Annotated in this window: 16 protein-coding genes; 9 read left to right on the top strand and 7 right to left on the bottom strand. The window is 64.7% G+C overall.

The window, feature by feature from the left end:
• Nucleotides 1-14: 14 nt before the first annotated feature.
• The gene (locus tag IU367_RS18780) at nucleotides 15-2,204 is read right to left on the bottom strand and encodes a glycoside hydrolase (protein WP_274452741.1); all 2,190 of its coding nucleotides are present in this window, start codon (nucleotides 2,202-2,204) and stop codon (nucleotides 15-17) included.
• Between the two features lie 327 nt (nucleotides 2,205-2,531).
• On the opposite strand from IU367_RS18780, the gene IU367_RS18775 reads away from it, so the two are divergent.
• Nucleotides 2,532-3,815, top strand: coding sequence for a ferredoxin reductase family protein (locus IU367_RS18775; RefSeq protein WP_274452740.1), 1,284 nt, complete (start codon nucleotides 2,532-2,534; stop codon nucleotides 3,813-3,815).
• Here IU367_RS18775 and IU367_RS18770 read toward each other — a convergent pair.
• Nucleotides 3,798-6,947: a S41 family peptidase gene (locus IU367_RS18770; protein WP_274452739.1), complete on the bottom strand. Its 3,150-nt coding sequence runs from the start codon at nucleotides 6,945-6,947 to the stop codon at nucleotides 3,798-3,800. The genes IU367_RS18775 and IU367_RS18770 overlap by 18 nt on opposite strands.
• A 262-nt stretch (nucleotides 6,948-7,209) precedes the next feature.
• Here IU367_RS18770 and IU367_RS18765 point away from each other — a divergent pair, with 262 nt between their 5' ends.
• The 6 genes from IU367_RS18765 (at nucleotide 7,210) to IU367_RS18740 (ending at nucleotide 11,963) form a co-directional block, all read left to right on the top strand.
• The gene (locus IU367_RS18765) at nucleotides 7,210-7,686 is read left to right on the top strand and encodes a L,D-transpeptidase family protein (RefSeq protein ID WP_042869032.1); all 477 of its coding nucleotides are present in this window, start codon (nucleotides 7,210-7,212) and stop codon (nucleotides 7,684-7,686) included.
• A 150-nt stretch (nucleotides 7,687-7,836) separates the two neighbouring features.
• The gene (locus IU367_RS18760) at nucleotides 7,837-8,556 is read left to right on the top strand and encodes an AzlC family ABC transporter permease (RefSeq protein WP_274452736.1); all 720 of its coding nucleotides are present in this window, start codon (nucleotides 7,837-7,839) and stop codon (nucleotides 8,554-8,556) included.
• A 2-nt stretch (nucleotides 8,557-8,558) separates the two neighbouring features.
• Nucleotides 8,559-8,900 carry an AzlD domain-containing protein gene (locus IU367_RS18755; RefSeq protein WP_043140686.1) on the top strand — a complete coding sequence of 114 codons (342 nt, stop codon included), beginning with the start codon at nucleotides 8,559-8,561 and terminating at the stop codon, nucleotides 8,898-8,900.
• Between the two features lie 116 nt (nucleotides 8,901-9,016).
• The gene (locus IU367_RS18750) at nucleotides 9,017-10,543 is read left to right on the top strand and encodes a YjjI family glycine radical enzyme (RefSeq protein WP_274452735.1); all 1,527 of its coding nucleotides are present in this window, start codon (nucleotides 9,017-9,019) and stop codon (nucleotides 10,541-10,543) included.
• Complete coding sequence (locus IU367_RS18745) at nucleotides 10,533-11,432, top strand: YjjW family glycine radical enzyme activase (protein ID WP_274452733.1); 900 nt, start codon at nucleotides 10,533-10,535, stop codon at nucleotides 11,430-11,432. Before IU367_RS18750 ends, IU367_RS18745 begins: the two co-directional genes overlap by 11 nt.
• A 207-nt stretch (nucleotides 11,433-11,639) precedes the next feature.
• Nucleotides 11,640-11,963, top strand: a complete 324-nt coding sequence (locus tag IU367_RS18740) for a DUF1820 family protein (protein ID WP_043140690.1) — start codon at nucleotides 11,640-11,642, stop codon at nucleotides 11,961-11,963.
• 111 nt (nucleotides 11,964-12,074) lie between these two features.
• Here the strand turns inward: IU367_RS18740 and IU367_RS18735 are convergent, their stop codons facing one another.
• The 3 genes from IU367_RS18735 to IU367_RS18725 all read right to left on the bottom strand — a co-directional run bounded on the left by IU367_RS18735 (nucleotide 12,075) and on the right by IU367_RS18725 (nucleotide 14,824).
• Nucleotides 12,075-12,998: a LysR family transcriptional regulator gene (locus tag IU367_RS18735; RefSeq protein ID WP_241278923.1), complete on the bottom strand. Its 924-nt coding sequence runs from the start codon at nucleotides 12,996-12,998 to the stop codon at nucleotides 12,075-12,077.
• Nucleotides 12,999-13,151: 153 nt separating this feature from the next.
• Nucleotides 13,152-14,348: an amino acid aminotransferase gene (locus tag IU367_RS18730; protein WP_274452731.1), complete on the bottom strand. Its 1,197-nt coding sequence runs from the start codon at nucleotides 14,346-14,348 to the stop codon at nucleotides 13,152-13,154.
• 200 nt (nucleotides 14,349-14,548) lie between these two features.
• Complete coding sequence (locus IU367_RS18725; RefSeq protein ID WP_005313657.1) at nucleotides 14,549-14,824, bottom strand: metal/formaldehyde-sensitive transcriptional repressor; 276 nt, start codon at nucleotides 14,822-14,824, stop codon at nucleotides 14,549-14,551.
• Between the two features lie 71 nt (nucleotides 14,825-14,895).
• Here IU367_RS18725 and dmeF point away from each other — a divergent pair, with 71 nt between their 5' ends.
• On the top strand, nucleotides 14,896-15,852 hold the full coding sequence (gene dmeF / locus IU367_RS18720) for a CDF family Co(II)/Ni(II) efflux transporter DmeF (RefSeq protein ID WP_043140698.1): 957 nt from the start codon (nucleotides 14,896-14,898) through the stop codon (nucleotides 15,850-15,852).
• A 62-nt stretch (nucleotides 15,853-15,914) separates the two neighbouring features.
• Here the strand turns inward: dmeF and IU367_RS18715 are convergent, their stop codons facing one another.
• Entirely contained in the window at nucleotides 15,915-16,325 is a 411-nt protein-coding gene (locus tag IU367_RS18715) for a hypothetical protein (RefSeq protein ID WP_043140700.1), read from the bottom strand.
• A gap of 265 nt (nucleotides 16,326-16,590) precedes the next feature.
• Between IU367_RS18715 and pulA the strand changes: the two genes are divergently transcribed.
• Nucleotides 16,591-20,244 carry a pullulanase-type alpha-1,6-glucosidase gene (gene pulA / locus IU367_RS18710; protein ID WP_274452727.1) on the top strand — a complete coding sequence of 1,218 codons (3,654 nt, stop codon included), beginning with the start codon at nucleotides 16,591-16,593 and terminating at the stop codon, nucleotides 20,242-20,244.
• 195 nt (nucleotides 20,245-20,439) lie between these two features.
• Here the strand turns inward: pulA and IU367_RS18705 are convergent, their stop codons facing one another.
• The gene (locus tag IU367_RS18705) at nucleotides 20,440-22,884 is read right to left on the bottom strand and encodes a zinc/cadmium/mercury/lead-transporting ATPase (protein WP_274452725.1); all 2,445 of its coding nucleotides are present in this window, start codon (nucleotides 22,882-22,884) and stop codon (nucleotides 20,440-20,442) included.
• Between the last annotated feature and the right edge of the window lie 17 nt (nucleotides 22,885-22,901).

The raw sequence follows: 22,901 nt of genomic DNA, 5'->3' as shown, positions 1-22,901 counted from the left end.
GACGAGCGGGTTCGTTACATCTTCAGCAGGGTCACCGGCTTGCCCTTGAGGGCGACCAGCAGCTGCCTGCCCGGCAGCTTGTGGCCATCGATCATCATGCTGCTGTGGCTGAAGTTGGCCACCAGCCGGCTGCCGTCCGAGAAGCGGGTCTCCTGCACCCGGCCCACCCCGTCCCGCCAGCGAAACCCCACCAGCGCCTTGTCCCACAGCGCCTCGTGCAGCGGGGCAAACTGGCTGTTGAGCCTCACCAGCTCCGGCAGGCGACTGTCCAGGGTGCTGCGGCTCAGGTTGACCAGGGGCGGCGTGTTGTAGAGCAGGCCGAGCAGGGCGCGATCCTCCTTGATGCCCGGGAACTTGAGGTTGTCCAGCAGCCAGTGGTGGCTGTTGAGCACAGAGTCGTGGAACACCGCCTGGTAGAGAGGCAGCCGATCCGCCGGGTTGAACACCGTCTTCAGGTAGCGCGGCTTGAGCCGGGCTGGCTGGAAGAAGACCTGCGGCGCCTCGTCCGGCCACCACTTGCCGAGGTAGTAGGGAGACTTGGCCTGCTTGCGCATGGCGGCATCCTCCCAGCCGAAGCCCCAGCTCTGGATGCCGTGGGCAAACATCAGCGGCTTGCTGGTGAGGGCGTTGCCATCCTCCGAACCCAGCACCAGCCCGAGCCGCTCCCCCACCCAGCTCATGCGGGCGTTGCGGTCGGCGATCATGGCCTGACTGCCCTGCTGGTGGGCCGGGTTGTAATCGTTGGAGGCCATGGCGGTGCCGTCCACGTCGAGGAACAGGCTGTTGATGCCGCTGGCCTTGGCCAGCTCGCTCATGCGGCTCTTGGCAAACGGCAGGGTGCAGCCCGGGTTGAGGTAGACCCCCTCGCCGCCGAAGCCCGGCTTGGGCTTGCCATTGGCCTCGACGATGGCGCAGCGCTTGCCGATCTCGATCGGCAGCTGGGCGGTGAGCCAGCTGTCGTTGCTGCCGGGGGGGATGGCGGTATCGTAGGAGTCATAGCTGCCCACCAGATAGCCCTGGCGCTGGGCGTCGGTGAGGGCATAACCCTGCTGCAGGGCTGCCGTCCATTGCGGTGTGCCGAGCCAGAGCTTGCGCAGCCCCGCCTGTTGCAACGCCTCGACCACAGGCAGCGACAGCCCCTGGCCCCAGCGCTCCTGCGCCACCAGCTGCTCGCCGAATCGGCCCTTGACCCACTGCTGGCGCAGGGCCAGCACCTTGCTCTGGGCCAGGGGGCCCTGCTGGGCGGGCAGCGGCAGCTGGCTGGCAATCAGCCGGTTTAGGCCGGCCATGATCAGGGCCTGCTGCCAGGGCTCGGGCGCCTTGGCGGCCAGCGCCTCCCGCTCCTCGGCGTGAAAGTCTTGCAGCCACTCAGGCTTTTGCCGGAGTTTGGCCTGCAGGCCGGGCCAATCCGTCACATCCTGCCGATCGAGCAGGGCATCGCCCCACAGATAGACATGGCTGGCGCCGATCAGCCGCCGCCCGGCGGGAATGCTGGCGACCTTGTCGGCCAGAGACTGCCAGGCCCCCTCGCTCTGCAGCCACGCCCGGTAGCGGCGGGCGCCGGCCAGCCAGTCATCCCCCGCGCTCAGCCGCACCACCATGGGTGCCTGCTGGTTGAAGCTGCTGAATTCATGGCTGGCGCTCAGTTGCAGCCGGCCTCCCTGGCGGCTGAAGCGAAGCCGGTTGTCGTAGGGGGTCTGCAGGATCCAGCTGTAGGTCTGCTTGCCGGCATCCTGGCTCCAGAGCGGCAGCTTGAGGTCGTAGTGGGTGTTGAGTTCGGCCAGCTCGTCGCCGACATAGCCGAGCCAGTCGCTGTCGCGTACCGAGAAGCGGCTGCCCTCGCCGAAGGCCAGCGACAGGTGGGTCTGGTTTTTCGGCAGGCTGTACCAGGCCAGCTGACGGGGACTGTCGCTGACCAGTGTCAGCAGCAAGTCATTGCCGTCCAGCTTGACCTCCACCCTGGCGTCCTGGGCGGGCCAGCGCCAGCTGGCCTGCTGCTCGCCCTGCTGCAACTGATCGACCTGGCGGGCGGGCTGGCCGGCGCTGACCGGGATCTTGTTGACCGAAATGGCCAGGGTGTCGGGATCTATGCGGTAACTTTGCGTCTCACCCTGCAGCGTCAGGGGGGCGGCGGCCAGCGGCGCCGCCAGCAGTGAAATCAGCAGCCAGCCCAGTGCTGGCGCCTTTGTCGGTGAAGCCTTCATTCAACATCCTTGACCTGATTGATGCCATCAGGGTACGCCGTCGTCCGCCCCCCGGTACAGCCGAATTTGGCTGAGTCCGGTGAACCAGATTGCTGATCTATCTGCGTTGGTTGTTTGCCGAATGTATCCGTGATGTGGCGCTGCATCTGTCTTTCAGCTTGCCTCCTGACGGTTCGAGAGGGGGTCGCTGCACAACGGGTCCTTGTGGGCGGTCACACACTGCCACAAATTTCCGCTCTCCAGGCAAAGTCTTGTGACCGGGCGAAGGTGTAATGGCGCCATGAGCAGGGAGATGACGCCCTGCAGTGATGGAACTGGGGGAGTGTGATGACGGACAAGCGAGTGTTGTGGGGGCTGCCGGTGCTGGCGACAGTGATCTGGTGGGCGGGATATGCAGGAGATGCCAACGGCGTCTGGCCCTGGCGCCATGAGATGTTGCTGCTGACCGGCCTGCTGGGGCTGGGTTACATGGCGCTGACCCTGTTGCTGGCACTGCGCCTGCCGAGACTGGAAGTCTGGTGTGGCGGGCTGGATCGCATGTTGCGATTCCATCGTCACAGCGCCATGGCCGCGACCCTGGCCCTGACCAGTCACTGGTTGCTGGTGGAAGCGCCCAAGTGGGCTGTGACGGCCGGCTGGTTGACCCGGCCGGCCCGTCGGGGGGCCGGAGCGGGTGCCGATAATGGCCTCTCCCTGCATGCCCTTGGCAATACGCTGGGGGAGTGGAGCTTCTATCTGCTGATCGCCCTGGTGGTGGTGAGTCTGTTGTCACTGGTGAGTTATGGCCGTTTTCGGCTGATCCACCGTCTGGCACCGCTCATCTATCTGGCGGGGTGGATACACGGTCTCTGCCTGTTGCCCCAGGTTGGCCTGCTGACACCCGTGGGGCTCGGAATAACTCTGCTGGGTGGCGCAGGGGCTGTGGCTGCCATCTACTCCCTGCTGGGCTTGACCGGTCAGCGGGATCGTCATCAGGGCCGCATAGTGGCGCTGCGCACCCTGGCGGACAGTACCCGTGAATTCACCTTGCAGCTGGAGACGCCGTTGTCGCACTACAGGCCAGGCCAGTTTGCCTTCTTCGAGTTTGATGCGAGTGAGGGCCCTCATCCCTTCACGCTGGTGCGGGTGTCGCCCGACAAGCGTCAGCTGGTGATCGCGGTGCGGGCGCTGGGAGACCATACCCGTCAGCTGGTCGAGGCGGCCCGGATCGAGGATGCTGTGACCGTGACAGGGCCTTATGGCGCCTTTGTCTGTCCCGCTCGACATGGGCAGTCGCTCTGGCTTGGCGCCGGGATCGGCATTACGCCCTTCGTCGCCTGGCTGGAGGGGTTGGTAGCCCGTAGTGAACGAGGGGAGGGGATCACCTTGATCCAGTGTGCACCGGATCTGGCCGGCGCCGTCTATCACCAGCGATTGGCCGAGTTGTGTCAGCGTACCGGGGTTCGCTATCAGCTGCATCTGGACAAGGAGGCGGGGCGGCTGGACTTGGCCAGCCTTGCGCAGAACAAGCCCGCAGACGTCTGGTTCTGCGGGCCGGAAAGGATGGCAGACGCCCTGGCCCGGCTGTTGCCGGGTGGGCGCCTGCACCGCGAGCTATTTCGCTTTCGCTGACAACTGGGCGAGGGCGGCCTGCACCGCGGCTTCCAGCTGGGGGTCTCGGCCGCCAACTATGTCGGCCGGGGTCAGCGCCACCTGCACGTCCGGGATCAGCTCCTGATTTTCGTAAAGCGTGCCGTCCGGATTGCGCAGTCCCAGGGTCGGGATGCCGTAGGCAAGCCCCGGGATCAGTCTGGATTCGTGGCCATAGACCATGGTGCCCGTGCCCGGCACAGGCTCGCCGATTATGGGGCCCACCTTGAGGGTGCGGTAGTACTGGGGGAAGGCCGAGCCTTCCGAGTAGCTGCCCGCGTTGACCAGCACCACCGAGGGCTTGGTCCACTGGCGTGTGGCGGCGTCCGTCTCCCCCTTGCCGAGCCGTGGCCAGCTGCGGGCCATCCCCTTGGCGCTGCCGTTGCCGGTCAGAAACTCCACCAGGGTATTGGCCAGGTAGCCGCCCTTGTTGAAGCGCACGTCCACTATCAGTGCCTCGCGATTGCGCTGACGGCCGAGGGCATCGGCAACCATCTCCTCATACACGGCGCTGCTCATCTCCGGCAGATAGACGTAGCCGACCCGACCCTGACTCAGTTGCGCCACCTGGGCGCGGCGCTTGGCGACCCAGCCATCCAGTTGCAGGCGGTACTCCTGCGGCAAGTCCATGGCGGTGACATCGAGCTGCACCGGATCCTTGCTCCCCTTGGGCAGCAGGGTGAGGGCCAGTCGCTGGCCGGCCTGGTGATTGAGCAGGGCATCCAGCTCGTTCAGGCTGCGCAGCTCTGCGCCGTTGATGGCCAGCAGGCGGGCGCCCGGCACCAGATCCGTCTCCTGATCCAGCGGGCCGCCGGCCAGCAGGGCCGTCAGTTCGACCCCGTGTTTGTCTTCGCGCCAGTAGCCGCCGAGGCTGGCGGTGTCATCGGGCAGCCGCGGGAAGGGCGCCGGGCCATAGCCCCAGGTGTGGGAGACGTTCAGCTCGCCGGCCAGCTCCGCCAGCAGGTTGCCGAAGTCCCGACCATTGCCGATGCCGGGCAGCTGGCGGCGATAGGCGGCCACATAGCCATCCCAGTCCACTCCGTTCATGTCGGCCCGATAGAATTCGTCCCGGGTGAGCCGGGTGATCTGGTCAAAGGCGGCCGTCATCCGAGCTTGCCAGCGCCCGCTCTGCAACAGGGCGAAGGGGTGAGGGGTCGCCTCGCCGGAGGCCATGTCTATCAGGGTCACTTCCCCCTCCCGCACCAGGGTGGCGAGGCTGGCGTCGTCATTGAGGCTGGCCAGCGCCGGGCCAGGCTGTTCGGCGAACAGCAGCTTGGTCTCCCCCTTGCGCAGCTCCTGGGCGTAGCCCTTGATCTCGCTCTCGCCATTGGCATCCGTCTCCTCCACCAGATAGATCAGGTGATCATCGACGATGCGGCTGGCGAGGACGGGGCCGCGTGGTTGCAGCTGCAGCGCTTCCCTGTGTGCCAGCTTGTCGCTCTCGAAGCCGTAACCCCCCTTGGGGGGCGCCTGTTCGGCGAGGAAGTCGCTCTTGGCGGCGCGGCTGCTGTAGAGGCCGAGCAGGCTGCCATCCAGCGGCTCGCCGTCGGCGCCGAGCTTGCCGTACTTGGCGGATTGCCAGTAAAGGATGCCGCCATCCTGACTCCAGGCCGGGCTGCCATCCTGATAACCGTTGAGACTGACGTTGACCGGTTTGGCCTTGGCGTCCCGGGTGTCGATGACGGCGATCTCCTGCTGGGCCGAGTCGGGCTGTAGGGTCAGCGCCAGATGGCGGGAGTCGGGGGCGAAGGCCAGCTCCACCGCATGGCGGGAGGGGTTGAACTCGGCGGCGACCAGCGGTCGCTGCTTGCCGCTGGCCAGATCCAGCAGGTGCACGGCCTGACCGTCCACCACGAAGGCGAGCTGCTTGCCGTCGGGGGAGAGGGTCGGCTTGCTGATGGCGACACCCGGCATGGCCAGCAGCTTCTCCTCGATGAGGGGGCCGGGCTCGCTGAACAGCCGGTCCGGCTGCGCCTTCTTCAGGCGATAGAGGGCGGCCGGCCCATGCTGCTCGGAGAGATAAATGAGCCCCTGTTCCTTGTCCACGTAGCGCGGCGATGACTGCTCGCTGGGGTGGCGGGTGAGCTGGCGTACCCGCTCGCGGCGGGTGTCGACCGCAAACAGATCCCCCTGGCTCACCAGTATCACCTCCTCCCCATCCTGGCGGGCGAGGGCCTCGTCGATGACGACCGGAGTGTCGCTCTGCTCGTCGGGAGCCTGGGCCGAGAGCGGCCGGATCGTCAGCTTGCGCGGCGCCTCGCTGCCGGCATCGAGCCGGTAGAGCTCACCCTGCCAGGACCAGACCAGATCGCCGTGGCGGGAGGCGCTGAGACCGCGCACCGGATGGCCCTGATAGTGGGTGAGCTGGCGATCCTGACCGCTGGCCAGATCCCGTTGCCAGACGTTGAAATCGCCGCTGCGCTCGCTCAGGTAATAGAGCGCTTCGCCCTTGTCATCCCAGACGGGATCGCTGGCGGCGATCCTGTCTTCGGTCAGCTGGCGATGCTGTTTGCCATCGAACAGCCAGAGGCGGGAGACGGCAAAGGAGCGCTGGTGCTTGCGAAACGGCTGATCCATGCCCGGCATCTGATAAGCCAGCTGGTTGCCGTGGGGGCGGGCCAGGGTCGCGGGCAGGGGCTGGGCCGGAGTCAGGGCGCCGCCATCTATGGGGGTCCAGTAGAGGGCGCTGGCCTGCAGCCCCTCTGCCACGAAGTGATCCGCCTCCGGACTGGTCAGGCGCTGGCTGCTCAGCAGCAGCTGTTTGCCATCGGCGCTGAATGCCTGGGGCAGGTCGGGGCGCGAATCCCGGGTCAGCCGCACCATCTCGCCCCCCTCGCTCGGCACCACGAACACGTCTTCATTGCCATAGAGGTTGGCGGCGAAAGCAATCTGCTTGCCGTCCGGTGACCAGAGCGGGCGCTGGCTCAGGTAGTCGCTGCCGGTGAGCGGCGTGGCGAGGCCGCCGTCCCCCGCACTCAGGTAGATGCGACCCTGCCAGGTGAACGCAAGCTGCTTGCCGTCGGGGGAGAGCGCAGGCTCGCGCAACCAGCGCGGCTCGGCGGCCTGCAGGGGGGCGCAGATCAGCAGGATCAGCAAGGAGAGTCGGTATCGCATCGTGGAGGTTCCTGAGGGGTGAAAAGCGCCTTATCTTCCCCCAATCCCCCGCGGGGGACTATCCCGAGATAGGGGGGGTATCCCGTTGTTTTGGCAGTTAATTGTAACAATCTATAAAAGATGGCGCGGGATATGTTTCTCTGGATATATTGAGTATTGATGGCGATCCAATATGATGGCGCTCGCCCGCCACTCGGGGCGGTGCAGTTCAGATGATTTGGTAACAAGAAAAGCCCTTACCAGAGGCTTGTCGAGGGATGGAATGAGAGCCGTATTACTGTGTTTGCTGGGGCTGTGGCCCGCACTGAGTTTTGCCACCTTGTCGGCCGACATGATAGTGGTGAAGAAGTCTTCCTATAGCCTGACCCTGATGAAGGATGGCAAGGAGGTCAAACGCTACTGGATCGCCCTGGGGCCGGCCCCCAAGGGTCACAAGCAGCGGGAAGGGGATCAGCGTACGCCGGAAGGGCGCTACATCCTCGACTACAAGAAGACCAACTCCAACTATTACAAGGCCATCCACATCAACTACCCGAACCTGGACGACATCAAGACGGCCAACGAGCTGGGTGTGCGACCGGGTGGCATGATCATGATCCATGGTCAGCGCAACAGCATAGGCAACACCCGTTTGCAGCCGTCCAACTGGACCAATGGCTGCATCGCCATGCTCAACAAGGATCTGGACGAAGTGTGGAACGCCATCGAACCCGGTACCCCCATCGTCATTCAGCCCTGACCCTCTGCAGCGCGCCACCTCCGGGTGGCGCCCTGTTTTTCGGCTCCCCCTGTTCTGTCTCCATCCTCTCTTTGCCCGTTGCCCCTTGGTATCTGTCCCCCTGCTGTGCTAGTTTTTCCGGCTCGCCGTGGATGCAACAAGGATGATCCCATGCCGTCAGCAACAAGCTCCCAGCCCGTCGGGGCCGAGAGTAGTCGCGCGCTCTGGTGGCGCGCTTCCATCGACATTCTGCCGCTCTCCATCTCAGTCATTCCCTGGGGGATCCTGTGCGGCGCCCTGGCGCTGCAGGTGGGCTTGAGCCCGCTGCAGGCCCAGCTGATGTCGCTGCTGGTCTATGCCGGCGCCGCCCAGCTCTCGGCCACCACCCTGTTCGGGGCCGGTACGCCCCTGCTGCCCATCATGGGCTCCACCTTCGTCATCACCTCCCAGCATCTGCTCTATGGCTTCACCTTCCGCCGCGATGTGCTGCCGCTCGCCCTGCGCTGGCGTGCCAGCCTGGCGTTCTTCCTGACCGACGAGATGTTCGCGGTGGCGCTGAAAGACAGGGAGCGCAGCGGTGCCTTCAATCCCACCTACGCCCTGATTGCGGGCTTCGTTTTCTATCTGTTCTGGAATCTGGCGACCCTGCTCGGCATCGCCGCCGGTCAGTACATAGACGGGCTGGACAAGATGGGGCTGGACTTTGCCATCGCCGCCACCTTCATCGCCATGACCATACCCGCCATGAAGAACCTGCCCATGGTGGCGGCGACCCTGGTGAGCGGCGGCACTGCGCTGCTCACCAAGCCGCTGCTGGCGGAGATCCATATCATCATATCGGCGCTGGCTGGCATGCTGGTGGGCTACGTGCTGCACCGGATGAGGAGATGACCATGAGCTGGCTGATGATAGGCCTGCTGGCCCTGATTACCTTCTTCAACCGCTTTGCCTTCTTCTCGCGGCTGACCCGCTATCAGCCGGGCGCCGAGATGGGGGCCTTCCTCAGCTTCTCGGCCCAGTCGGTGTTGACCGCCATCTGGCTGCCCATCGTCTTCAGCTATGAGCCGGGCAAGGGGCTGACGTGGGATCCGGACTACCTGGCCGCCACCCTGCTGGTGACGGCGCTGACCCTGTTGCGGCTGCCGACTCTGCTGGTGGTTGTGGTGGGCATGGGGGGCTTCTTCCTGCTGCGCTGGCAGGGGGGACTGGCGGCGCTGCTGCCCTGGTTCGGCTGAGCCGTGATCCCGCATGGTGGATATCTTTTATGGATATCCGCCATGTTGTGAATGTCACTTCAAAAAACACCTCCAAAATGTGAGGATTTAGGGACCATCCGCCGAGGAGCTCCCCCATGTCTTTCACCGAAACCTGTCAGCGCATAGTGCGTGATCACCACCTCTCTGCCGCCCAGAAGAGCCATGCCCTGGCGCTGGCCGCCGAAAACGCGCTGCCTTACCCCGAGCTGCCCCCGGCGGTCGCCGAGGCTAGGGTGCAGGGTTTTCTCTGTGACATGTTCGAGGGGCATGCCCCCTACAAGCCGCGTTACGTGTTGCCGGACTATGAAAAGTTCCTGAGTCAGGGATCCGCCTGGCTGGAGCTGGCGCCGCCCAAGGATTTCGACGAAGCGCTCGATGCCCTGCGCATCCTCTATCACCATGTGCCCTCCGTCACCGGCATGCCGGTCTGGCTGGGGCGGCTCGATCATCTGCTGCTGCCCTTTGTCAGGGATCTGGATGACGAGACCCTCCATCGCAAGCTGAAGGGGTTCTGGATCTACCTGGATCGGGTGCTGCCGGATGCCTTCATGCACGTCAACATAGGCCCCGATGACAACCGTCTCTGCCGCCTGCTCCTGCGCATCGACGGCGAGCTCAAGCAGGTGGCGCCGAACCTGACCCTGTTCCACGATCCGGCGCAGACCCCGGACAGCCTGCTGATGCTGGCGGTGCAGAACATAGCCAGCTGCAGCAAGCCGCACATCGCCAACTACCCGCTCCATAGCAACACCTTCGATCAGCGCGGCTTCGGCATCGTCAGCTGCTACAACGCCCTGCCCCAGGCGGGCGGCGCCAATACCCTGGTGCGGCTCTCCCTCAAGCGGGTGGCCGAGCAGGCCCACGGCATAGATGACTTCATGGGCTGTCTGCTGCCCCACTACTGCCGCCTTGCCTCCCAACTGATCGAGGCGCGCGCCGCCTTCCTCCATCAGGAGTCCGGCTTCTTCGACAGCTTCCTGGTCAAGGAGGGCTTGCTCGATGAGGATCGCTTCGTCCCCATGTTCGGCATCTATGGCATGGCGGAGGCGGTCAATTTGCTGATGGACAAGGAGAATCTGCCCGAGCGCTACGGCCGTGACGAGGAGGCCAACCAGCTTGGCTATCGCATCTCGGCCCAGCTCTCCCGCCATGTGACCGAGACGCCACAGGTACACGCCTGGGGCGGTCGCGCCCTGCTCCACTCGCAGGGCGGGCTCAGCGTGGATCGCGGTGTGACGCCCGGGGTACGCATCCCTTACGGCCAGGAGCCGGATCCGGCCAGCCATGTGCTGGCGCTGGCGCCGCACCACGGTTTTTATCACTCCGGGATCAGCGAGATCCTGACCCTGGATCCCACCATACGTCAGAATCCTCAGGCGTTGTTGCAGCTCTGCAAGGGGGCGCTCGCCATCGGCATGCGCGAGTTCACCGCCAACGTGGCGGACAGCGATCTGGTGCGGGTGACCGGCTACATGATCCGCAAGAGCGACGTGGCCCGTTTCGCGACCGAGGGCTCGCGGCTGCAGACCACCTGCCTCGGCGCCGAGGCGAGCGAGCTGACCGGGATCCGCCAGCGGGCGCCGCGGGTAGTAGGGCGCGAGGCGACCCTGTGTGACTACTGAGTGCGGCAGCCGGGCAGGAGCGGCGCGCACCGCGACGGTCAGCCGCTGGCTGCCCTTCTCCTGCGTGGACGGCCCCGGCAACCGGCTGGTGCTCTTCCTGCAGGGGTGCAACTTTCGCTGCCCCGGCTGCCATAACCCGCACACTATCGGCATGTGCGATCACTGCGGTGACTGCGTGCCCGGCTGCCCGAGCGGGGCCCTGACGCTCGTCGAGGGCCGGGTACGTTGGCAGGCGGCGCTCTGCACAGATTGCGATCGCTGCATCGACGACTGTCCGCGCCATGCCAGCCCCAAGACCAGCCAGATGTCGGTGGCCGAGGTGCTGGCCCTGCTGCGCCGCTACGGCCCGCTGCTGACCGGCATTACCGTCTCCGGCGGCGAGGCCACCACCCAGCTGCCGTTCGTGATCGCCCTGTTCACGGCCATCAAGGCAGCGCCGGATCTGGCTCATCTCAGCTGCCTGCTCGACAGCAACGGCTCCCTCGCCGCGACCGGCTGGCAGCGACTGCTGCCGGTGCTCGACGGCGCCATGCTCGATCTCAAGGGGTGGCGCGACTCTGTGCATCATAAGCTGACCGGCCATGGCCGCGAGCGGGTGCTGGCCTCGCTGCAACTGCTGGCCAGCCACGGCAAGCTGGCCGAGCTGCGGCTGCTCCATGTGCCGGGGCGCAGCGATTTTCTGGATGCCGATGGCAAGCTGGAGGCGGGCCTGGCCAGCTTTCTGCAGAGCCTGGGGCCAGTCCCCATTCGCCTCAACGGTTTTCGCCATCACGGGGTGCGCGGGGTGGCGACGAGCTGGCAGGAGGCGGACAGGGAGGCCTTGACCCGGCTTGCCGTCGAGCTGAGGGAAAGGGGGCTGGGGCCTGTGTCCCTGCCTGCGATCTGCTGAATGGCTAATCGATGCTAATCAATTGATCGCAAAGGTATTTTGTGTGGTTTCCTGGTCGATGTCCGGCGAGCAGGCGGCAAGTTTGTGGCCTGGCTCCGGGTTTTGGACTCTGTGAGTCTCAAGATGACGTAACTGTGATTGCTGTCTATTTGAGCTCTGGGAAGGGGCGGCTAGAATGGGGCATTCGCCCACCATCAACAGACGAACATGAGTGAATCCAACGCCTTATACCGAGTGCAGTTCATTTGTCACAACGAGCGTTACGAAGTCTATGTCAGGGAAGTGAGCCAGGGTCAGCTATTTGGCTTCATCGAGATCGCGAACTTCGTGTGGGACACCCACACGGCGCTGATCGTCGATCCCAGCCACGAGAAATTGAAGAGTGAATTTGCCGACGTCAATCGCACCATGATCCCCATGCACCACGTGCTGCGGGTCGATCAGGTACGCAAGCAGGGGGCTGCCCGCATCACAGAGCTGGGCAACAACGTCGCTTCCTTTCCCAGCCCCATCTATACCAAGAAGCCCTGAGGCTTCCTCCTCTCTGCGAGCCTTGCCATGGGGATCCCGCTGGCGAGGCTCTCTTCTCTTCGGATCTGTATTGGCGCCCGCAGGATCTGCAATGGGTGCCGCCTGGGTGCGCTAACCCAGTTCCCGGGCCAGTTGCAGGATCCGCTGGCGGAACCAGCGCCGCGCGGGCTCTTCACCGGCCGGGCCGTACCACACCAGGCTGTGGGTGACGGCGCCATAGTCGAACGGGACCGGGCGGATCACCAGATCCCGGCTCATGGCCTGCTCGGCCCAGCCTTCGACGGCGGTGAGGATCAGATCGCTCTGGCGCAGCAGGGCCGCCGCGCTGCCAAAATCCGGCAGGGTGGCGCTGATCTGGCGGCGCACCTGCAACTGGGCCAGGCTCTGCTCGAAGAAGGGGTTGGCAAGCTCCTGATCGCGAATGGCGATATGGCGCCAGCTCAGGTAGGCATCCAGATCCCAGGGCTTGTCCAGCGCCGGGTGGCCTGCCCGCAACAGGCAGACCAGCTTGTCTTCCCGCAGCGTCTCCCATACCAGACCCGGTTGGCGGGGCAGGGGCTGGCTCTGGTCGTGGGGCAGGATCACGAAGTCGAGCTTGCCCGCCGCCAATGCCGCCAGCCCCTGTTCATCCTTGTTCCAGATGTCGGGCACCAGACCGGGCACCTCCCGCATCAGCTGGCCGAGAATGGGGCCCATGGGCCAGACCATGCCGCTTTCCCGCAGGGCGAATTTCAGTTGTCCCTGCCAGGTGGCGGGGTCGAAACCGCCCTGGCTGGTGAGGCTGTTGAGCTCGCTCAGCAGCCGGTGCAGGGTGGGGCCGAGTCGCTCGGCAAACGGGGTCAGCAACAGCTGGTTGCCCTGGCGGTAGAGCAGCTGATCGCCGAGCAGATCCCGCAACTGGTTGAGGGTCTTGCTGACGGTGGAGGGGGTGGTGCAGAGCCGCTCGGCTGTGCGGGTGACGCTCTGGCTGTCGAGCAGCAGGTGCAGGGTGACCAGATGGCGACCTCCCAGCCGGGACAGGGCAATCAGATCCATAGAGACTCCACAAGCGAGACAAGTGCGGGCAGGGGCGGTCGATTGACCCGATGGCGACCCCTCACAGTTACACATGACAGTGCAATCAGGTCCATAGCGGCTCCATAAAATCGGGACAAACAAAAAGCCCCGCCGAGGCGGGGCTTGAGCGGATTAGCCCTTGAGCACGGCCGCCATGGCATCGGCCACATAGTCGACGTTGCGGCTGTTGAGGCCCGCCACGCACATGCGACCTGAGCGCACCAGGTAGACGGCGAACTCTTCGCGTAGGCGGTCAACCTGCGCCGGTGTGAAGCCGGTGTAGCTGAACATGCCGCGCTGGCTGATGAAGTAGCCAAAATCGCGGCCAGGCACCTTGGCGCTCAGCACCTCGAACAGCTTCTGGCGCATGGCCTTGATGCGGGTGCGCATCTCGCCCACCTCGTCGACCCAGAGGGCGTGCAGACTGGCATCGTTCATCACGGCCGCGGTGATTTGGCCGCCGTGGGTGGGGGGGCTTGAGTAGTTGCGACGCACGGTCGCCTTCATCTGGCCCAGCACCCGGCTCGCCTCTTCGGCATCCTTGCAGATGACAGACAGGCCGCCGCAACGTTCGCCGTAGAAGGAGAGGTTCTTGGAGAAGGAGTTGCTGACGAAGAAGCTGACACCGGCGGCCACCATGGCACGGATGGCGTAGGCATCCTCTTCCAGCCCGTCACCGAAGCCCTGATAGGCGATGTCCATGAAAGGAATGAGATTTTTCTCGACCACCAGCGCAATGACCCTGTCCCACTGGGCAGAGGAGAGATCCACGCCGGTCGGGTTGTGACAGCAGGGGTGCAGCAGCACTATGCTTTTCGCCGGCAGGCTGCTCAGGCAGTCGAGCATGGCATCGAACTGGACGCCGCCGGTGGCTTCATCGTAGTAGGGGTAGTCGTGCACCTTGATGCCGGCCCCCTCGAACATGGCCTTGTGGTTGTCCCAGGTCGGATTGCTGACCCACACCTCCGAGGTCGGGAAGTAGCGCTTGAGCAGGTCGGCGCCGATCTTGAGCGCGCCCGAGCCGCCTATGGTCTGGATGGTGGCGATGCGGCCGGCCTTGACCGCCTCGTGGTCGGCGCCAAACAGCAGGTGCTGCACCGCGGTGCGGTAGTTGGCGGCGCCTTCCATCGGCTGATAGGGGCGCGGTGCCGGCGCGGCGGCGCGGCGGGCTTCTGCCTGCTGCACCGAGGCCAGCAGCGGAATGCGGCCCTGCTCGTCGTAATAGAGGCCGATCCCCAGGTTCACCTTCTGCTCGCGGGTGTCTTTGTGGAAGGTCTCGACCAGGGTCAGTATGGGGTCGCCAGCGTAGGCATCGACGTGTTCAAACATGGGGGGTCCTTGCGAAGTGGAATCCAGGGTAAGGCGATCAACGATCGGCGGTCATGATGGCGTAAAGCGGGCGAGGGCTCAAGTCTGAAACGGACCTGGGATGCCCGGCCGGCCCAGCCCGGCTGTCAAGCGGCCCGCACTGCCGACGCGTTTCACCGCAGGCATGCAGGCTGGCCGCCAGCGCGCAGGCGGGGGCTCCCTTACTTCAGATAGGATCTCAGCACCCGCACCACCTGATCCAGATCCTCCAGCCGCTCGGCCGGGGTGGCCTCCTCAGCGCCCAGATGTTCGCGCATATGCCCCTCAAGCACCTCCAGCATCAGGCCGTTGACGGCGCCGCGGATGGCGGCTATCTGCTGCAAAATGGCTGCGCAGTCACCCTCCTGCTCCAGCGCGCTTTCCAGTGCGCCTGTCTGGCCCTTGATGCGGCGCACCCGCGCCAGCAGCTTCTTTTTGCCGTGAATGGTGTGTGACATGCAGGATCCTCTCGATCAATAAAACTATACTGGGGTATAGTATATTGCATTGTCGCCCTCAGGAGAAATTCATGTCATCCCTCGTCTCATCCCATTGCCATCAACCCGTCGTACACCAGGGCAATCCGCTGGCCGAACAGAAGACCCGCTGGGCCGTGCTGCTCACCGTCATCATGATGGTGGCGGAGATCAGCGGCGGCTGGTTCTACAACTCAATGGCGCTGCTGGCCGACGGCTGGCACATGAGCTCCCACGCGCTGGCGCTCGGCCTCTCGGTGCTGGCCTACCGCGCAGCCCGCCACTTCGCCCGTGACCACAGATTCAGCTTCGGCACCTGGAAGATAGAGGTGCTTGGCGGCTTCACCAGTGCCCTGCTGCTGGTGGGAGTGGCAGCTCTTATGCTGTTCGAGTCGGTGTTCCGGCTGCTGGATCCCAGCCCGATCCACTATCAGCAGGCCATCGTCATCGCCATCGTCGGCCTGCTGGTGAATCTGGCCTGTGCCTGGCTGCTGAAGGACGATCATGGTCATCACCACGGTCATGACCATGGCCACCATCATGATCATCACGGCCACGATCATCATGACCATGCCGACCACCAGGGTCATCAGGATCTGAACCTGCGTGCCGCCTACATCCATGTGCTGGCGGATGCGGCCACCTCGGTGCTGGCCATACTGGCGCTGGTGGGTGGCATGTGGTGGGGGGCCGACTGGCTGGATCCCCTGATGGGCATAGCGGGCGCCGTGCTGGTGGCCGTGTGGGCCTGGGGTCTGCTGCGCGACTCGGGCCGGGTGCTGCTGGATGCCGAGATGGATACCCCGCTGGTGGCGGAGATCCGCGAGGTGATAGCCGAGTTGCCGGAGGCCGAGATCCGCGATCTGCACGTCTGGCGGGTGGGGCAGGAGCAGTATGCCTGCGTGCTCTCCCTGCTGATGGCTGCCCCCATGCCTGCCCGGGAGATCCGCGAGCGACTCGCCATCCACGAGGAGCTGGTGCACGTCACCATAGAGATTGCCCAGCCCTGATCATGCCCGGCTGGTCGCACGAGACATGAAGAAGGGGCCCAGGCCCCTTCTTGTGGTTTGAATCAGTGGTGCTGGCCGTGATCATCGTCCGGCTTGTGCTGCCAGATGGCCCCCAGCAGCAGCTTGAGCAGCAACTGGGGCGGGTTGTCCAGCAAGGATCCCGACTCCAGCTGCAGGTGGCCATCGGCCCGAAAGCCCAGGCTGGCGTGGACTGTGCCATCTTCGCTGCCCACCTGGATGAGACCGCTCAAGGTGCCACGCTCCCCCGGCTGGCAGCGCAGGCGCAGCTCGCGCGGCTCCCCCAGCAGGGTGAAGGCCCGGCAGAGGGGCGGTGTGTCTTCATAGTCGGGCCAGTTGAAGAAGTGGTACTGCTCGGCGAGCACGCCCGCCTGCTGGCAAAATTGGTCAAACAACTGCGCGATCGCCTGATACTCCTGATCCAGCCGTTTGGCCTGTTCCTCAATTCGCTTCATATGCCGTGACTCCCTCTCTATCCACTTGATCGGAAATTGATTTTTCCGGTATGGACTCATCTGTCTGCTGGTATGGGCCGAAAGTGAGGCCGGGTCTGTGAGCCCGATCCAACTTTCGTTATGAAAACGTTATCTTGTTGAAAAGGGTTGGTTTTTTTGCCCTGCTGCTCACATTTGAAACGATTGCCGCTGATTAATATGACACCGCTCGGCAATGACCGGGTACTCGACTATCGAGACTAACTACAGCGGGAATTATAAAAAAATGGATATGAAAAAGACCAAAGTGGCGCTGGTAACAGCCTCACTGCTCGCGCTTTTGTCCGGCTGCAATGACAACAGCTCCTCCCCCACCCCTGACCCTACTGACGGCCCCGTCGCCCGTCTGCCCAATGTGCAACCCCCTGCCGAGCAACTGGTGGCCGGGCCCGATCAGGCGGTGATCGCCCTGGTGGATACCCAGACCAGCGCGGCGCGCGGGGTGGATGGTCCCTTTGCCAACTACAGCCTGCACCTGTGGAACAACGACGCCTGCAGCGCCACCGCCGAGAGCGGCCTGAACGCGGGCTGGGATGACAAGGTCAATACCCCGGCGGCGGCCGACGGCTTCGGTCCCAGTTGGGTGGTACCGCTGGCCAAGCTGGAAGGCTGTATCAACTTTATCGCCCGCAACGGCGATCTGGCGAACCTGACCGGCAGCGACATGAAGGTGGTCTTCAGCGATCACCCGGATCGCACAGTGGCAATCGTCGCGGGCAAGAGCGAGGTCTTCGGCAGTCGTGCCGACGCCTTCACTGCCGCCTTTGGCGTGGCGGGGGCCAGCGCCCATCTGATCGATGGCAACACCCTGATCTGGCAAGGGGGCAAGGACAAGCCCCATGTGCGCCTCTATTACACTGAGTCGGGCACCATCAAGGCCAATGCGGAAGGGGTATTCGACTTCCCCTACATCACTCTAACGGCTACCAGTCTCACTGCCGAGCAGCAGGCCAAGTATCCGCACCTCAAGGATGCCGCCGCCTTCGCCCTGCCGGCTGGCAAGGACCTCAAGCCCCTGCTCAAGGGCGAGCTGGTGGCCATAGGCACAGATGCCGACGGCATACTGCAGGGGGCAACGCTGGTGCAGAGCGCCGGTGCCCTTGATGCCCTCTATGCCGACGCCGCCGCCAAGCTGGCCTATGGCGCCATCGTCGAGGGGGGCAATGTCACCTTCCGGCTGTGGGCGCCGACCGCCAAGTCGGTCAAGCTGGCACTGTTTGATGACAAGCACAGGGCGCTGGGCGAGCGCACCATGACTCGGGACGAGGCCAGCGGCAGCTGGAGCGTGCAGGGTGGCAGCGAGCTGGTAGGCAAGTTCTACCGCTACGACATCCAGGTCTATCACCCGGTCAGCCGCAAGCTGGAATCCTATCAGGTGACAGACCCCTACTCCCTGAGCCTGGCGATGAACTCAGAGTTCAGCCAGGTGGTGGATCTCGATGATCCGGCCCTCAAGCCGGAAGGGTGGGACAGCCTGAAGGCGCCCCACAGCCAGCAGAACCCTGCCGACATCACCATCTATGAGGCCCATGTCCGCGATCTGACCGGCAACGACGACTCCACCTTGCCTGCGCACCGCGGCAAGTTCCTGGGGCTGACCGACAGCGACAGCGTGCCGGTCAAGCACCTGCAGGCGCTGGCCAAGAGCGGCGTCAGCCACCTGCATTTGTTGCCGGTGTTCGACATCGCCACCGTCAACGAGGATCCGGCCAAGGTGGCCAACCTTGCCGATGACTTCAGCAAGCTGTGTCAGGTCAACCCCGAGGTGCAGAACTCCAAGTTCGCCAGCCATTGCGGTGGCGGTCAGACCATAGAAGCCGTGCTCACCGATCTGCAGGGGGCCGACAGCAAGGAGAACCCGCAGGTACAGGAGCTTTACGGCTATCTGCGCGGGGTGGACTCCTTCAACTGGGGCTATGACCCTTACCACTACACGGCGCCGGAAGGCTCTTACGCCACCAATGCCGAGGGCAGCCAGCGCATCCTGGAGTTCCGCGAGATGGTCAAGGCCATCAAGCAGAACATCGGCATGAACGTGGTGATGGACGTGGTCTACAACCACACCAACGAAGCCGGCCTGGGTCCCAAGTCGGTGCTCGACAAGATAGTGCCCTGGTACTATCAGCGCCTCAATCCGGAGACCGGCTCGGTGGAGAACTCCACCTGCTGCTCCAATACGGCGCCGGAACACGCCATGTTCGCCAAGCTGATGGATGACTCCCTGGTCACCTGGGCCCGCGATTACAAGATCGACGCCTTCCGCTTCGACCTGATGGGTCACCACCCGAAAGATCAGATGGTGCAGGCGCTGGCCGCGGTGAAGAAGGTCAACCCCGAGATGTACTTCTACGGCGAGGGCTGGAACTTCGGCGAGGTGCAGGATGACAAGCGCTTCGTGCAGGCGACCCAGAAGCACCTGGGCGGCACCGGCATAGGTTCCTTCTCCGACCGGCTGCGGGATGCGGTGCGCGGCGGCAGTCCGTTTGACGGTGGCGATACCATTCGCAAGACCCAGGGCTTCGGCAACGGTGCCCTGGTGGATGCCAACGAGATGGACGGCGTCGAGCTGGCCACGGCGCTGCATCAATCCGACCTGGTTCGCCTCGGCATGGCCGGCAACCTCAAGGATTTCGTGCTGACCGACAAGGATGGCATGCCGAAGAAGGGCTCCGACATTGACTACAACGGTCAAGCTGCGGGTTATGCCCAGGATCCGACCGAGATCCAGAACTATGTCGACAAGCACGACAACCAGACCCTGTTCGACAACCTGATCTACAAGGCGCCGGAAGGAGCCGATTTGGTGCGGATGCAGGGGGTGTCGCTGGCCACCGCCATGCTGGGGCAGGGCATTCCGTTTACCCACGCCGGTGTCGAGCTGCTGCGCTCCAAATCCATGGAGCGGGACAGCTACGACTCGGGTGACTGGTACAACCGGGTCGACTACAGCCTGGCCGACAACAACTTCAACAAGGGGTTGCCGCGCAAGGACAAGGATGGCGACAACTATCCGCTGATCGAGCAGGTGCTCGACAAGCACGTCAAGCCGAGCGGGGCCGACATGGCGACCATGGTGGGCTTCTACCAGGAGCTGGCCGAGCTGCGTCAATCCTCACGTCTGCTGCGTCTGGGCAGCGGCGCCGAGGTGATCAAGCGGGTCGACTTCCGCAATACCGGCCCGGATCAGGAGCCAGGCCTCATAGTGATGACGGTGGATGACGGCATCAATGCGGGTGCGGATCTGGATCCGGCCATCGACGGTCTGGTGGTGATGATCAACGCCACCAATGCTCCCCAGAGCATCGGCGACTTCCGTGACGGCAATGATCAGCCCATCGATCTGAGCACGCTGCAACTGAGCCCGGCCCACCATGCCGGTAGCAGCATAGCCCGCGATGCCGCCGTCAATGGCGGTACCCTGACCCTGGGGGCCTGGTCCGCTGCCGTGTTCGTCAAGCCGCAGGCCGGTGCCCAGGGGGCGGGTCTGCCGGTGAGCAAGAAGACTGATCTGAGCACGGTTCCGCCGTTTGGTGACACAGATGTCTTCGTGCGTGGTTTCCTGAACCAATGGGATCCGGTCAACAAGATGATCTTTGGCGGCAACTTCACCTACGAGTTCACCACAGAAGTGACGGCCGACAAGCTGGGGATGACCCAGGTGAAGATTGCCGGTAGCGACTGGGGCGGTTCGATCAACTACGGCAAGTGCAGCAACACCGACCAGCTGGCGGTAGGCCAGATCAGTGTGCTCTGTGCCAATGGCGGTGATTTGCCGTTCAATGCTGACAAGGCGGGCAGCTACAAGTTCGTCTTTACCGCCATGAACAAGGAGAAACCAAGCTTGAGTGTCAGCTTTACCGCACCCACCGCGACCAAGTAAGCAGCCCCATCGAGCCCGGGGCTGGCTCGGCGGCCCAGGGTTGAATTCCACCTTGCCAAGGGTGGGATAACGCCGAGAGCGTAAGCAAAGCGCGACTGCCAACCGGCAGCCGCGCTTTTTCTTTGTCGTCGTGGGCGAGGCAATAAAAAAGCCGCCCCACAGGGGCGGCTGTTGGCTGTGCCGTTAACGGCTGGCTTAGCGCTTGCGCAGCAGGCGCAGGGCGTTGGCCGTCACCAGGGCGGTGGCGCCGGTATCCGCCAGCACGGCAATCCACAGACCCGTGATGCCGAGCAGACTGGTGACCAGGAAGATGGCCTTCAGTCCCAGCGCCAGCGCTATGTTCTGGTGGATGTTGGCCAGCGCCGCCCGCGACAAGCGGATCATGGCGGCGATGCCGCCGAGCTGGTTGTGGGTCAGGGCGGCATCGGCCGTCTCCAGCGCCACGTCTGTGCCGCCACCCATGGCGATGCCGATGCTGGCGCGCTTCATGGCGGGGGCGTCGTTGATGCCATCCCCTATCATGGCGACCTTCTGGCTGGTGGCCAGCTTGGCTATCTCCTCCACCTTGCCCTCCGGCAGCAGGCTGGCGCGCCAGCCCATGCCGAGCTCGTTGGCAATCGCCTCGGCGGCGCGCGGGTTGTCGCCGGTCAGCATTATGCTGCGCAGTCCCAGCCCCTTGAGCTCCGCCAAGGCCGCCGCCGCTTCGGGCCGGATCTGATCCCGCAGGGCCAGCAGGGCCGCCGGCGCTGCGCCCGGCTGGCCGAGCACCACTACCGTCTTGCCCTGCTGCTCCAGGGTGGTTATCTGGGCGTTGAGGGCATGGCTCAGCGAGTCAATCCGGCTCGGCGCCAGCAGTTGCCAGAGGGTGCCGTCGATGCGCCCCTCCACCCCCATGCCGGGCAGGGCACGCAGATCCTGAGCCGCGGCCAGAGTCAGTCCCTGCTCGGTCGCTTTGGCTACCACGGCGCGGGCCAGCGGGTGGTGGGAGCCCTGCTCTATGGCGGCGGCCAGTGCCAGCAGTTCGGCCTCGGGCCGGCCATTGAGGCTGACCAGCTCGGTCAGCTGCGGCTTGCCCAGGGTCAGGGTGCCTGTCTTGTCAAACGCCACTGTATCTATATGGGCCAGTCGCTCCAGCGCGGCGCCGCCCTTGATCAGGGCCCCCTGCCGGGTCGCCGCCGCCAGGGCGGAGGTGACAGCCGCCGGGGTGGAGATCACCAGGGCGCAGGGGCAGCCGATGAGCAGCAGCGCCAGTCCGCGATAGACCCACTCGTCCCAGCTCTGGCCGAAGGCCAGCGGCGGCACTATCACCACCAGCAGGGCGACCAGCATCATGGCCGGGGTATACCAGCGGCTGAAGCGGTCGATGAAACGCTCTATGGGCGCGCGCTGGGTCTCGGCCTCCTCGATCAGGTGCAGTATGCGGTCGATGGCGTTGTTGCCGGGCTCGGACACCACCTCGAGGCGCAGCACCCGATCCGCCGCCAGACTGCCGGCGGGTACCTTGTCACCCTGGCGACGCTCCACCGGAATGGATTCCCCGGTCAGGGCGCTCTCATCAAAGGCGCCGAGGGCATCGAGCAGACGGGCATCCGCCGGCAGGCGGGCGCCCGGGGCTATCTCTATGATGTCGCCGGGACGCAGCTGGTCGGCCGCCACCTCTTCCCGCACGTCACCGTCAACCGTGGTGCGGATCCGCAGCGCCTTGTCGGGCACCAGCGCCATCAGGGCCGTGACCCCGGCGCGGGCGCGGCCGGCGGCATAGGCCTCCAGATGTTCCCCCAGCATGAAGAGCAGCAGCACCATGGCCGCTTCGGCGGTTTCACCTAGGAAGAGGGCGCCCAGCGCCGCCACCGTCATCAGGGTCTCGATGGCGAAGGGGGAGCCGCTCTTGGTCAGGGCCCAGGCCTTGCGGGAGATGGGCCACAGGCCCCACAGGGTGGCCAGGGTAAACAGCGGCTGACCGAACTCTTTCGGCAGCAGGGCCGCTACCAGCATCAGGCCGGCCAGCGACAGCGGCTGCCAATATTTGGCGAGCAGGGTCATCTGCGGGCTGCGCCGCCTGGCGTTGTCGTCTCCGGGCTGAGTTGCGCCCTTGAGCCGGAAACCCGCGGCCAGCACGGCGGCGGTGACGGGATCGGGGGAGAGGCCGGGGGCCAGATCCACCACCAGCTTCTCGGTGGCAAACAGCACCCGGGCCTGCTGCACGCCAGCGACCCGGCTGACGGCTGTCTCGATCTTGCGGGCGCAGCTGGGGCAATCCATCCCCAGCACCTGCCAGCTGTGGCGGCGACTGTCCTGCTCCGGCGCGATTAACGGCTCGGCGGTGTCGGCGGTTTGCTCATGGTGATCATGCTCATGATGATCATGCTCATGATGATCATGATCATGGTCATGGGGCGGCTGCGGGCTGCAGCAGCCCTGGCTGTGACAGCCTGCTCTGGGGGGCTCTTCGTCCCCCGGCGATTCACTCACCCCCTGATCCTGATGATCATGGGGGGCCTTGCTGGCACAGCTGCTGACCGGCGTGGCACTGTCACAGCAATGGCTGTCGTGCTGATGCTCGTTCTGACTGGTGGCAGACTTGCTGACGGCCTTGATGGGGGCGGCGGCAGCTTGATGGCTGCAGCAGGATTTGCTCATGATGAGTCCCTCTTGGA

Origin of the sequence: Aeromonas bestiarum (assembly GCF_028751155.1) — a bacterium.
Taxonomy (GTDB): Bacteria; Pseudomonadota; Gammaproteobacteria; order Enterobacterales; family Aeromonadaceae; genus Aeromonas; species Aeromonas bestiarum.
The sequence above is the reverse complement of the archived record's forward strand: the minus strand, read 5'-3'. Positions and strand labels throughout refer to the sequence as shown.